Source organism: Priestia sp. D51, from assembly GCF_053345675.1.
On record NZ_JBLTIR010000003.1, the window covers coordinates 405047 to 417981 of the forward strand.

The window sequence follows — 12935 nt, forward strand, 5'->3', positions numbered from 1 at the left end:
AGCATTAAGCTCGTCCTTTTTTATTTATTGCTAAATGTATCTTTTGTTTCGCCTACTGCTTTTTGAGCATTTCCTTTTGCTTTCTCAGCTTTTCCTTCACGCTGAAGATCGCGGTTATTCGTTGCATTTCCGACTTGATCTTTTACTTCACCTTTAGCTTTTGATACATTTCCTTTAACTTTATCTCCTAAACCTTTACTCATTTTAATCTTCCTTTCTATTAGTGATTAAGTAGTGTTACTTGTCTATTCCACCGTTAGAAAGAAATTAAACATATTTTCTGATTTTGGCCTAAACAGAAGCTAAGCCTGCGATATTTAGAAGTACTGTTTAGTCACTATCATCATTCGGAGGTTTTAAGTTCCCACTCATCATAAATCTGAGATTCATAAGGCCATGATAATAAGCTTAAAGATTCCACTGCTTTTAGAACAAGAGGAGAAGCATTATCGATGTTAAGATCTTGCGGTGCAATCCACAATGCTTCCAAAGAATCTTGTCCTTCAAACTGGACGGGGTTGGAAAGAAGCTCACCGCCGGCAATGTCTACGTAATAAAAAACAGCAATGTGATGTACATGAGTAAATTCTTTCCACTTACAGGGATACTGAAAATCCGTTGTACCTGCTTGAGAAATAATAGTAATTTCAAAGCCAGTTTCTTCACTAAATTCTCTTTTCATCGCATCTGTTAATGTTTCACCGTGTTCTAGCTGTCCGCCTGGCAAATCAAAGCGATGAATATACGGCCCTCTATTTTTTCGAATAACAAGCAGCTTGTCATCTCGCATACAAATTCCATATACGCCAAAGGCGCGATCATAGTTTGGTTCCATCTTTTTTCACTACTTTCTATAACAGAATGGCTTGGTAAAGCATCATTTGATTTCTTTATCCTACCATACATTTTGTTATAGAACCTTTTTTAATGAGGTGCTTTTACAGTAAGCGTACGGGAAACAGCACTTTCGTTATGCAAACGGTCAACAGAGGTTACAACATATGTGTATGTTTGATTTTTGAGTGCGCTTTGATCTACAAATAATTGTGTTTCTCCTGTTTTCCGAACGGTTGTCAGTAAGTTTTCTGCGTTGTTGATGTCACCTCGTTTATTGCCTTGGAAGCGATAAATGGCATAATAGGCGGAATCATTCTGTTGATGATCTCGAATTTCAAACGCCGCTTCTTTCGTATGAGGGCCCGCGTTTTTTAATTTTGGTGCTTTTGGAGCCGTATCATCAAGCCAAGGCATTGCCGGAATAAGAGCAGGATGTTTATAAATATTGTTTTGCAGCTTATCTTTTATTCCTAGCGGGTTTCGGTTCAAATCTTTCAGGCTAAAATGCATGCTCCCGTGTACTTCTGGAAATTGATGATTCAGAGCAATTTGCCTTGGATACTCATCGGGATCAGACCATGCTTCCACCGCGTTGTTATTAATTTTATAAGCAGCTTGTCCAATATAAAGGTGAACTGGCTTTCCGCGAACTTCATCTCTCCACCAGTTGAGCAGCGTATCGTAAGCAGCGGGTTCAAATCCAATATTCCAATAAATTTGCGGAGTGATGTAATCAATATATCCATTTTGAATCCACGTACGCGTATCAGCATACAAATCATCGTAGTTTGTTTGTCCAGCAGTCGTCTCAGAGCCAGTTGGATCATTAGCGATGTTTCTCCACACGCCGAACGGACTGATGCCAAACTTCACGTATGATTTTGTTTTTTTAATAGCCGTATTTAAATCTCGAACAAGCTGATTAACATTGTCTCGGCGCCAGTCTTCAATATTCGAAAACGTTTGAGCACCGTAGGTTTCATATGTTTTTTGATCCGGAAACATTTGACCTGCAATTTTGTAAGGATAAAAATAGTCATCCATATGAACAGCATCAATATCATAGTTTCTTACGACTTCGAGCACTTCTTCAATAATAAAGTTTTTTACTTCGGGAATACCTGGGTTGTAGTAGAGTTGTTTTCCATAGGAGACGACCCAATCAGGATGTTGTTTGGCAGGATGATTATCGGCAAGTTTGTTTAAATCAGTATGATTCATGGTAATGCGGTAAGGGTTAAACCATGCGTGGAATTCTAAGTTGCGCTTATGTGCTTCCTCCACCATAAAAGCTAGAGGATCGTAGCCGGGATCTTTACCTTGTGTACCCGTTAAATATTCTGACCACGGGCCATATTTCGACGGATAAAAGGAATCAGCGGTAGGTTTAATTTGAACGACCACAGCATTCATTCCCATCTTTTGTACTTCATCTAGCAAATAGGTAAACTCTTTTTTTTGCTGCTCAACCGGAAGACCAGGCTGAGAAGGCCAGTCAATATTGTATACGCTTGCAATCCAAGCCGCTCGAAGCTCCCGTTTTTGATACGTAGTAGGTACGTCTGCTTTAGCAGGTAATGTGCTCGAACAAAACAGCAGCAAAAACAAGATGCCTCCAATCCATTTTTTTATATGCATGTTCGTTCCTCCTTCTTTTTTTGGTTGAGATAAAATTTCTTTCATAATATAGCATGCGGTCGTTATATTCACAATAGGTTTTGATAAAATATTCTGAAAAATAAAATAAAGTTTTAAAAATATCAGAAAAATATTGAAATTAAACTTCAGAAAAAATATAATAATGGTAATTTAAAGAATATTTTAGAAATACGTTACTTAACGATGGAGGAATTCATGCGCCAATTTTCCGTACTTACTTTAATCGATGCACAAATGAATCATTACAGTCCTGCTGAAGGAAGAGTAGCTGATTACGTGTTAGAAAATCCTACGACCACGTTGAACTTAACGACCAAACAGCTAGCTAAGCAGTGTCAGTGCAGCGAAGCTACGATTATCCGCTTTTGTCAGCGTGTAGGGATTAATAGTTTTAAAGAATTAAAGATTGAATTAGCAAAAGATGCCCATAAGGTGAATAACGAGCAGCTGCCGAATCTTCCAGTTAATTTTGAAGATGAGACCGAAGCCGTGCTTGAAAAAGTCATGAGCAAAAGTATGAGCGCACTTATGAACACGAGTCGTTTAGTGAGCTCTTCTGCAATTGATGCAGCTGCGGAAGCTATTCATAGAGCGAAACGAGTGTTTTTATACGGAGCAGGGGGATCATCTGTAGTTGCGCTCGATGCGCAGTATAAACTGCTTCGAATTGATATTTCAGCGCTGTTTTCATTAGATAGTCATGTTCAAATGGTGATGGCTACGAATATGACAAAAGATGACGTGCTGTTTGTAGTATCGACTTCCGGTCAAACAAAAGAAGTGGTGGAGCTGATGCAAATAGCCAAAGATAAAGGGGCAGCGGTTATTTTGCTAACGCAGCACGGATCATCTCCAGCTTCTAGATTAGCTGATATTCTGCTGACTATTTCAGTAGAAGAGCAGCATATTCGAATTGGAACGATGAGCGCTCGTATTGCTCAGCTAGCCATTGTAGATGCGATGTTTATACGGTTATGTATTCAAAAAGGCAATCAAGTGTTTGAACGCATAATCGATACACATAATGTAATTCAAAAAATTAAGAGGTAGGGGGAAATGAGAAAATGAAGGTATTGTTTGTATGTTCTGGAGGAATGTCAAGTGCGATTGTGGTGAAAGCATTAAAAACAGAAGCACAAAAGCACGGAACGGATATGGAAGTGCTGGCAATTGGGACAAATGAAGTGGCAGAGGAAATTCAAAAGGGCTGGGACGTTGTAATGGTTGCACCGCAGATTCGTCACCGGTTTAACGCAGTGAAAGCGGAAGCGGATAAAGCTTCTGTTCCATGCGGGCCCATTCCGCCGCAGGCTTATACGCCGCTTGGAGGTCCGACGCTTTATAAAACGGTTCAACAGCTCGTTAGCTAAGGAAAGCAGGTTTCTTCCTGCTTTTTAAATAAATAAGGGGTTTATTACACAAGGGGAGAATATAGAGGGGGAAAGGGTATATGAGCAAATTTGTGTCGTTTTTAGAGAACAATTTATCGGGACCTATGGCCAGGTTATCAGAACAGCGGCATCTTCAAGCCATTCGTGATGGTGTTATTTCCGCTTTGCCATTTATCATTATCGGAAGTTTTTTCTTAATTTTAGCATTTCCGCCTGTGCCGCAAGATAGCACAATTGCGAAATGGGCAGCTGATAACAGCGCCAACATTTTAATACCGTATCGCGTAACGATGTTTATTATGTCTTTATATATAGCCTTTGGGATAGGGTATAACTTGTCCAAAAGCTATAATCTCGATCCGCTGTCAGGAGCACAAATTGCAGTTGCTGCACTACTTCTTACGGTGACTCCAAAGCTGATTGAAGAAGAAGGGTTTATGCTTCCAATGACCAACCTTGGAGGACATGGTTTATTTGTGACGATGATTGTATCGATTTTATCAGTCGAGATTCTCAGGTTTTGTAAAGCGAAAAATGTCACCATTAAAATGCCGGAGCAAGTGCCACCTTCGGTATCGAGGTCTTTTGAAGCGCTAATTCCAGTTGCGATTGTTGTTGTACTTATGACCATTATTACAATTGTTTTAGGTATCGATCTTCATCATTTAGTTGATAAACTAGTTGCTCCGCTTGTAGAGGCAGGAGATAGTTTAGCAGGAGTATTAATACCGGTTTTCTTAATTACGTTTTTCTGGTCATTTGGTATTCACGGCGTCTCAGTTGTTGGGACAGTGGCACGGCCTGTATGGGAAGTATATTTAGCGAAAAATGCTGAAGCGGTAGCAGACGGAGCTTCAACGCTCCCGTATATTGCACCCGAAACGTTCTTTCAATGGTTTGTTTGGATCGGAGGATCTGGAGCCACGCTAGGCCTTGCTTTAGCAATGCTGTTTTTCTCAAAATCTAAATATTCGAAAGCGCTTTCTAGAACATCTTTTATTCCAGCGGTTTTTAATATTAACGAACCAATTATTTTCGGTTTGCCAATTGTCTTAAATCCTATTTTAATTATTCCTTTTATTATCATCCCGATTATTACAACGATCATTTCATACGCAGCAACGGCGACAGGCCTTATTACTCCAACATACGTAATGGTTCCTTGGACGCTCCCGGCGCCGATTGGGGCATATCTATCGACCGGAGGAGACTGGCGGGCGGTTGTACTGGTCGTTGTCAATATTGCTATTTCTGTTGTGATTTATCTTCCGTTCTTTAAAATGTACGACCGAAAGATGGTTGAAATGGAAAGAAGCGATGAAGCAACGGTTACACCATCCGATAGCTCAGTTCAAATGTAAAGAAAGAGAAGCCAACTTGTTTGGCTTCTATCTCTTTAATAGGAGTGAAGATCAATGTTTGTTCGATTTCGATATAAAACCGTGTTTTTATTTCTGTTGACCATGGTTCTTTGTAACGTTATTTTTACACCTTTGCTGCAGTATGCTGGTTTGTCAGCGCAGCATAGTTTATTTGCCATTACAAGTCTGTCAGCAGCTTTGCTTACAACATTTATTTCTATTCGGCTTTCGACAGCAGCTTTATCTAAAACCGCTGTTTGTATACGCTTTATTTTGCTCGGGGCAGGGTGCACAGCCGTTACATATTTAGCCGTTTTTTAACAAGGAGGGTCAAAAAATGAAAGTAGTGACAATAGGGGGAGGATCAAGCTATACACCGGAATTGGTCGAAGGGTTTATTAAACGATATAATGAGCTTCCAATTCGAGAGCTATGGCTTGTAGATGTTGAAGAAGGAAAAGAGAAGCTTGAAATTGTAGGAGCACTTGCTAGAAGAATGGTCAAAAAAGCAGGTGTTGATATGGAAATTCATTTAACGCTTGATCGAAAAAAAGCGTTAATGAATGCTGATTTTGTAACGACACAGCTTAGAGTAGGCCAGCTTGATGCGCGTATTCAAGATGAACGCATCCCTCTTAAGTACGGAATGGTTGGTCAAGAGACAAACGGGGCGGGAGGATTATTTAAGGGCTTGCGAACAATCCCGGTTTTGTTGAAGATTGCCGAGGAAATACACGAAATTTGTCCAAACGCCTGGCTTATTAATTTTACAAACCCTGCCGGTATGGTAACGGAGGCGCTGCTTCGCTACGGAAAGCATTCTAAAGTAGTAGGAGTTTGTAACCTGCCTGTACATATGACAAACTCAATCGCCAGCTTGCTTCAAATCGAAAAAGAAGATGTGCACATTGAATTTGCAGGGTTAAATCACTTGGTATATGGGCTGCATGTGTATGCAAAAGGAAAGGAAGTAACGCAAGAAGTCATTCAACTTTTAAGTGATCCAAAGTCTCAAGTAACAATGAGAAACATAGCTCCTATTCCGTGGCAACCGGATTTTTTGGAAGCTCTTGGCGTGATTTTATGTCCTTATCACCGCTACTACTATAAAACAAAAGAAATAGTAGCAGAAGAGCTTCTGGCCTTTCAGTCAGGTACTACGCGCGCTGAAGTGGTCAAAGCATTAGAAGCCGAGCTTTTTGAACTCTACAAAAACCCAAATCTAGAAAGTAAGCCTCCGCAGCTGGAAAAACGAGGAGGCGCTTACTACAGCGATGCCGCATGTAATTTAATTTCATCCATTTATAACGATAAAGGTGATATTCAAACATTAAATGTAAGAAATAATGGCGCCATTTCTTCACTGCCAAACGAATCTGCGGTTGAAGTAAACTGTGTGGTAACAAAGCAAGGACCAGTACCACTCGCTGTCGGTGAACTTCCGGTAGAAGTGAATGGACTCGTACAGCAAATTAAATCGTTTGAACGAGTAGGAGCAGAAGCCGCGGTTACAGGATCTTACGAAAAAGCGCTGGTTGCCCTGACCATTAATCCGCTTGTTCCAAGTGACGAACTGGCTAAGTCAGTGTTAGACGAACTGCTTCAAGCTCATCGCAAGTATTTACCCGCTTTTTTTAAGGAAGTGAATGCGTAGTATGTATGCTGTTGGACTTATGTCAGGAACGTCACTGGACGGAATTGATGCAGCTCTTGTGGAGATTGAAGGAAGCGGCTATGGAAGTAAAGTTAAACTTCTTCAGTTCATTACCATGCCGTTTTCACCGCCGTTAAAAAAAGAAATTGAACAGGCGCTTTCTCTCGAACATTCAAATGTACAGCTGATCTGCAGCTTGAATTTTAAACTTGGCTACGCGTTTGCAGATGCAGTGAAAAGAGTGTGCCAAGAAGCCGGGTTTTCTCTTGAACAAGTAGATGTCATCGGATCGCATGGTCAAACCATTTACCATCAGCCGTATGCTTCAGGAAATACAGCGATGTCTACACTCCAAATTGGAGAGCCCGCTGTTATTGCCTATGAAACTAAAACGAAGGTAGTGGCAAACTTCAGAGTGATGGACATGGCAGCGGGCGGGCAAGGTGCTCCGTTAGTTCCTCACACCGAACGAATTTTGTACAGCCACGCTGACCGTACAAGGCTGCTTCAAAACATTGGAGGTATTGGGAATGTAACGTTGATTCCGCCAAAACACTCTCCTATACCCGTAGTAGCTTTTGATACGGGGCCGGGAAATATGATGATAGATGAAGCGTGTCAGCAGCTTTTTCATGTTTCATTTGATGAAAATGGACGTTTAGCAGCTGGAGGAACTATTATTTCAGAGCTTTTAGAAGACTGTATGAACCATGATTACATGAATCTTTCTCCTCCTAAATCGACGGGAAGAGAGCTGTTCGGTATACAGTACACAAGGAGACTGCTAGAGAAATATAGCAACCATAAAAAAGAAGATTTGCTAGCTACGATTACCATGTTCACGGCATCATCCATTGTACATCACTATGAAACATTTATTTTTCCCGCCTATTCTATTGACGAAGTGATTATTGGAGGAGGCGGAAGTTATAACAATACGCTGATGAATATGATTAAAGCCAAGCTAGGGAAGCGCTGCAGCGTGTATACACAAGAAGAAATAGGGATGTCTTCAGAAGCAAAAGAAGCCGTAGCTTTTGCGGTGCTCGCAAATGAAACACTTGCAGGTTATCCAAGCAATGTACCAAGTGCAACCGGTGCTTTGTCTCCTGTAATATTAGGAAACATTACGCCTGCACCACTATAAAAAAGGGGATGGAAGAAATGACAGAAGCAGCAAATATGGAAAATGAAATTTTTGAACTTATTGCATACGGAGGAAATGCTAGGTCACTGGCATATGAAGCGTTAGAAGCAGCTGAAGATTATGATTTTAATAAAGCTGACGAACTTTTAAAGCAGTCTCAAGAAGAGCTCAGTCATGCTCATAAAACGCAAACTGCGCTTATTCAACGTGAATTGAACGGAAAAACAATTGAAAAGTCGCTGCTTTTAATTCACGCACAAGATCATTTAATGACGGCTATTTCAGAGCAAAAATTAATTGAACATATGATTAAGCTTATTAAAAAATTTAAAAAAGAAGGCGAAAATCAATGAAAAAGCTAGGTATTGCGATTTATCCGGAACATTCGACTGTGGAAAAAGATAAAGCGTATATAGCACTTGCGCATCAATACGGATTTACCCGCATTTTTACGTGCTTGCTTTCTGTTGAAGGCGATCAGAAAAAAGTAATGGCAAATTTTAAAGAAATCATTGAGTTTGCCAATGAGCTAGAGATGGAAGTAGTAGTGGATATCGCTCCTCGCGTATTTGGAGCGCTTGGCATTTCTTATGATGATCTATCTTTTTTTCAAGAATTAGGGGCTTATGCTATTCGTCTTGATCTAGGCTATACGGGAAATGAAGAGTCCATTATGACCTTTAATCCATACGGCTTAAAAATTGAAATTAATATGAGTAATGCAACAAAGTATGTTGATAATATTTTAAGTTACCAGCCGAATCGAAAACAGCTATTGGGGTCGCACAACTTCTATCCTCATCGATATGCGGGATTGTCGTATGATCACTTTATGAAGTGTTCAGCGTTGTTTAAAGAACATAACCTTGAAACAGCAGCGTTTATTAATTCACCAAGCGCTACTTTTGGACCGTGGCCTGTTACTGAAGGGCTTTGTACGCTTGAAATGCATCGCACGCTTCCGATCGACGTGCAGGCTAAGCATCTTTTTAAAACGGGATTAATTGATTGTGCAATCATTGCGAATGCTTATGCATCGGAAGAAGAAATGAAGGCGCTGCGTGATGTTGTTCAGCAAGAGCGCTTTACCTTTAATGTGAACCTGTATGATACGATTACCGAGCTTGAGAAAAAAATTGTGCTAGAAGAGTTTCATTTTTACCGCGGAGACGTATCGGATTATTTAATTCGCTCTACGCAAAGCCGAGTAAAATATAAAAAAGAAGAATTCAAGCCTACGCATACTCCTTCCATTCGAAGAGGCGATATTTTAATAGAAAATGAACTCTACGGTCAGTACAAAGGAGAGCTGCAAATTGCGCTGTTAGACATGGAGAACTCAGGTAAAACAAACGTAGTAGGCCGCATTGCGGAAGAGGAAATTTTCTTATTAAATGAACTGCAGCCATGGGATAAATTTGCTTTTTGTGAGCGGTGATGAAATGGACTATATTATTGGTATTGACGGCGGGGGAACAAAAACAGAAGCCGTTGCGTACAGCTTAGACGGCCAACAGCTCGCTGCTTCAAAAAGCGGTTACGGCAATTTACTCATTAATTACAATACGGCTATTACTCATATTGATGAATGTATTATGGCGTGCAAAACTGAGCTTGCTGGTCATACATGCAAAGGCATTTCACTAGGACTTGCTGGAAGTAAAGCATTATCCAAAGAAGAAATAAAAAGATATTTTTATAATCGTTATCACGTAGAAGTAGGTTTATATGATGACGCCATGATTGCACATGAAGCACTACTGCATGGAAAAGAAGGGATTTTAACCATTGCAGGAACTGGAGCCGTCAGCATTGGTAAAAAAGATGGAGTGTATGAATACGGTGGAGGGTGGGGACACCTTCTTGGAGATGAAGGAAGCGGATATTGGATTGGTCTTCAAGCACTGATATTGCTGACGAAAGAGCATGATCAAAACCGTCCGTACGGCAGCCTTAGTCAGACAATCTTGCAACATGTAAAAGCAGATACCATACACGATATAAAAAAGCTTGTCTATTCATCTCCTAAATCAGAAGTTGCTTCACTCACTCCGGTTGTTGTACAGCAAGCAAGAAATCATAAACAAGAAGCAAGTGACATTCTTCAACGGGCTGGAAAGAACCTTGCAAACATGACGCTTCATTTGTATAAGAAACAGCGGTTTGAAGGGAGCTGCTTGCTGGCATGCAAAGGCAGCATTTTAACGGAAGTTCCAGAAGTGTTTAATGTTTATAAAAAAACATGTGAAAAAGAAATAAACTATATCCAGTGGGCAACACAGCGAGTATCATCTGCTAAAGGAGCTTATCAGCTGTTCATGAAAGAGTATCAATAGAGAAAAAATGATCGTGGAAAAGGCAGGGGATCACAGTGAACTTAAATCATATCTTAACAGAAAAACGCAATCCGCAAACGTTAAACATTGATGAATTATCAAGCCTGGAAATTGTAAAAAAAATTAATGAAGAAGATCACCAAGTGCCTCAGGCAATCAATAAGGTGCTGCCTGTTATTGCTCTGTTAGTAGATGAAATTGTCAGTGCTTTTAAACAAGGAGGACGTCTGATTTATATCGGAGCAGGTACAAGCGGGCGGCTAGGCGTGTTAGATGCATCTGAATGTGTACCAACATTCGGTACACCTGCCGAACAAGTAATTGGGATCATAGCCGGGGGAGACAAGGCGCTCCGGCATGCGTTAGAAGGAGCAGAAGATAATAAGAAACAAGCGATAGAAGATTTGAAAGCGATTAATTTATCAAATAAAGATATTCTTGTAGGGATAGCTGCAAGTGGAAGAACTCCTTATACACTCTCAGCGCTTGCGTATGCAAACAGCCTGGGGGCAGTAACGGGCTGCGTTGTAAATTCTCCTCAATCAGCTATGGAACAAGAAGCAAAATATGCAATAGTAGCAGAATCAGGGCCGGAAGTTGTAACAGGTTCTACAAGAATGAAAGCCGGAACTGCTCAAAAGCTTGTTCTTAATATGCTGACGACCGCTTCTATGATTCAAATCGGTAAAGTCTACAGCAATCTAATGGTAGACGTACAGCCGACTAATGATAAACTCGTACAGCGTGCTAAAAATATTATTGCAGAACTAACAGGCGTCTCATCAGAAGAGGCAGCGGAAAGTTTACAAACATACAAAACGCCAAAAGCCGCTATCCTTGCGCTTCTTACTTCTATAGAAGGTGATGAAGTGCACCGGCTGCTTGATAAACATGACGGACATTTAAAAAAAGCGATTGGAGAAGCAAAGGAACAGCAGATTAAAGATTAAGCCGCCAGCAAATTAAATTATTTACGTAAAGATAAAAAACTCATGTTACGCTAGTAGCATGAGTTTTTTATGATGTTGGAAGTGGAGGAGCAATGAATGAAAATTGGGTTAGCGCAAGTGAGATTTCCAAAGTCAGCCGCAGAGGGTGTAGCAACGGTAGAAAATTGTATGAAACAAGCAGCAGAAGAAGGATGTAACCTTGTATGTTTTCCAGAATCAATTGTGCCGGGACTTAGAGGAGTTGGTTTTGAAGTTGAGACATACAATCACGAAATTCAACAAAATGCGCTTTATAAAGTTAAGTTTCTTGCCAAACAGTTAAAGCTCAACGTAATTTTACCACTGGAATGGCGCGACGAACTTGGAATGCATTTAACTGCTTTTGTAATTGATGAAAATGGAAAAGAATTAGGGTATCAAACTAAAAATCAAATCGATCCAGCAGAAGATCAATTTGGTTATAAGCCTGGAAATGGCCGCCAGTTGTTTGAAATAAACGGCGTGAAATTCGGTATTGTTATTTGCCACGAGGGATGGCGCTATCCTGAAACTGTTCGATGGGCTGCTGTAAGAGGAGCAAGCATTGTGTTTCATCCACAGTTTACTGGTGAAGTACCAGATCCGAAGTTTTATGATTATGCAATGATTGCAAGAAGTACGGAGAATGGTATTTACTTTGCAAGCGTGAATTATGCCTTAGAGAGCCAAAAAAGCACGACTTCTCTTCTTTCTCCAACGGGTGAATGTTTGATAAAAGCGAAAGCTGAAAAACAGGAACTACTAACGTATACGATAGAGCCCGGCAAAGCTAACCGGCTGTTAGCTCAGCGTCTGTTATCAAATTTACTATTGTAAAAAAGTTTATTTTCTCTAGTTAAATTAGCATGTGCGCTTTGATAATCCTTTGGTTATTTCTCCTTATGACGATGTAAACATGAATATGGTATTATCGAAAGTTAAAGGGGTATTAAAAGGTGTGTGGAAACAATGGATCGAAAAAAAGCCGCATCAGTAGCTGGAGCATTGGTCATTGCCGTAGGAATTTGGCTGTTTCAAAGCGGGAAATTTAAAAGTGAAGCCCAGGCAGATAAGTTTACGAGTACGTTTTTGGTCGATCATGAACAAACAGACAATGGATTTGAATTATTTACTTCGGATACCAATCAATATAGCATGTGGTTTCCGCTTCAGTATGTTATTCATAAATCTTCTTATAAAAGCAGTGAAGATGAAAGTGAAGTATGGACAGCATCAACGAAGGAAAATGATTCATACAATGCTGGGAAAATAACGGCTTTATTTTCTAAGAAAAAAAGCAAAGCAGCTCAAAAAAAAATGGATGCGTTTCAGCCTGATTACATGTTAAAAGGTAAAAATGCAACGATTTATGTGAAAAAACAAACAAGAGATGGAAAGCATAGCATTTATCATGCTTATGTGAATGATGATTATTCAAGCAAGTATATTTACTATACGTTTGAACTCAGAAGCAGCGAACAGACAAACAGTACAAAACAGCAGTATTGGGTAGAAAAAATTCTTCTAAATACACAGTTTCAAAAAAACTCAGCTGAATAGTCAGCTGAGTTTTTTTGAAAGG

The 12935-nt window shown here is 40.1% G+C and carries 15 protein-coding genes; 12 read left to right on the forward strand and 3 right to left on the reverse strand.

The window, feature by feature from the left end:
- Positions 1-20 precede the first annotated feature (20 nt).
- The 3 genes from ACNHOZ_RS13965 to ACNHOZ_RS13975 all read right to left on the reverse strand — a co-directional run bounded on the left by ACNHOZ_RS13965 (position 21) and on the right by ACNHOZ_RS13975 (position 2475).
- A complete protein-coding gene (locus ACNHOZ_RS13965; RefSeq protein WP_014461302.1) occupies positions 21-203 on the reverse strand; it encodes a CsbD family protein in 183 nt (60 codons plus the stop codon).
- A 140-nt stretch (positions 204-343) separates the two neighbouring features.
- Positions 344-835, reverse strand: coding sequence for an NUDIX hydrolase (locus ACNHOZ_RS13970; RefSeq protein WP_028412246.1), 492 nt, complete (start codon positions 833-835; stop codon positions 344-346).
- Between the two features lie 89 nt (positions 836-924).
- Positions 925-2475: a glycoside hydrolase family 10 protein gene (locus ACNHOZ_RS13975; RefSeq protein WP_255899500.1), complete on the reverse strand. Its 1551-nt coding sequence runs from the start codon at positions 2473-2475 to the stop codon at positions 925-927.
- Positions 2476-2691: 216 nt separating this feature from the next.
- Here ACNHOZ_RS13975 and ACNHOZ_RS13980 point away from each other — a divergent pair, with 216 nt between their 5' ends.
- From ACNHOZ_RS13980 to ACNHOZ_RS14035, 12 genes are all read left to right on the forward strand, one after another.
- Positions 2692-3546 (forward strand): MurR/RpiR family transcriptional regulator, encoded by an 855-nt coding sequence (locus ACNHOZ_RS13980; protein WP_033578206.1) that lies wholly within the window; start codon positions 2692-2694, stop codon positions 3544-3546.
- 14 nt (positions 3547-3560) lie between these two features.
- Positions 3561-3866, forward strand: coding sequence for a PTS sugar transporter subunit IIB (locus tag ACNHOZ_RS13985; protein ID WP_028412249.1), 306 nt, complete (start codon positions 3561-3563; stop codon positions 3864-3866).
- 80 nt (positions 3867-3946) lie between these two features.
- The gene (locus tag ACNHOZ_RS13990) at positions 3947-5248 is read left to right on the forward strand and encodes a PTS sugar transporter subunit IIC (RefSeq protein WP_033578207.1); all 1302 of its coding nucleotides are present in this window, start codon (positions 3947-3949) and stop codon (positions 5246-5248) included.
- 54 nt (positions 5249-5302) lie between these two features.
- Entirely contained in the window at positions 5303-5569 is a 267-nt protein-coding gene (locus ACNHOZ_RS13995; RefSeq protein WP_255899505.1) for a hypothetical protein, read from the forward strand.
- Positions 5570-5585: 16 nt separating this feature from the next.
- The gene (locus tag ACNHOZ_RS14000) at positions 5586-6902 is read left to right on the forward strand and encodes a 6-phospho-beta-glucosidase (RefSeq protein WP_255899508.1); all 1317 of its coding nucleotides are present in this window, start codon (positions 5586-5588) and stop codon (positions 6900-6902) included.
- A 1-nt stretch (position 6903) separates the two neighbouring features.
- On the forward strand, positions 6904-8049 hold the full coding sequence (gene anmK, locus ACNHOZ_RS14005) for an anhydro-N-acetylmuramic acid kinase AnmK (protein ID WP_255899511.1): 1146 nt from the start codon (positions 6904-6906) through the stop codon (positions 8047-8049).
- Positions 8050-8066: 17 nt separating this feature from the next.
- A complete protein-coding gene (locus tag ACNHOZ_RS14010) occupies positions 8067-8402 on the forward strand; it encodes a PTS lactose/cellobiose transporter subunit IIA (protein WP_013055725.1) in 336 nt (111 codons plus the stop codon).
- The gene (locus ACNHOZ_RS14015) at positions 8399-9487 is read left to right on the forward strand and encodes a DUF871 domain-containing protein (RefSeq protein WP_098626058.1); all 1089 of its coding nucleotides are present in this window, start codon (positions 8399-8401) and stop codon (positions 9485-9487) included. Before ACNHOZ_RS14010 ends, ACNHOZ_RS14015 begins: the two co-directional genes overlap by 4 nt.
- 4 nt (positions 9488-9491) lie before the next feature.
- Positions 9492-10385, forward strand: a complete 894-nt coding sequence (locus ACNHOZ_RS14020) for a BadF/BadG/BcrA/BcrD ATPase family protein (protein WP_255899518.1) — start codon at positions 9492-9494, stop codon at positions 10383-10385.
- A gap of 35 nt (positions 10386-10420) precedes the next feature.
- Entirely contained in the window at positions 10421-11335 is a 915-nt protein-coding gene (gene murQ, locus ACNHOZ_RS14025) for an N-acetylmuramic acid 6-phosphate etherase (protein ID WP_098626060.1), read from the forward strand.
- A 96-nt stretch (positions 11336-11431) separates the two neighbouring features.
- Entirely contained in the window at positions 11432-12190 is a 759-nt protein-coding gene (locus ACNHOZ_RS14030; protein ID WP_255899523.1) for a carbon-nitrogen hydrolase family protein, read from the forward strand.
- A 132-nt stretch (positions 12191-12322) separates the two neighbouring features.
- Positions 12323-12913: a hypothetical protein gene (locus ACNHOZ_RS14035; RefSeq protein ID WP_048020142.1), complete on the forward strand. Its 591-nt coding sequence runs from the start codon at positions 12323-12325 to the stop codon at positions 12911-12913.
- The last annotated feature ends 22 nt before the right edge of the window (positions 12914-12935 follow it).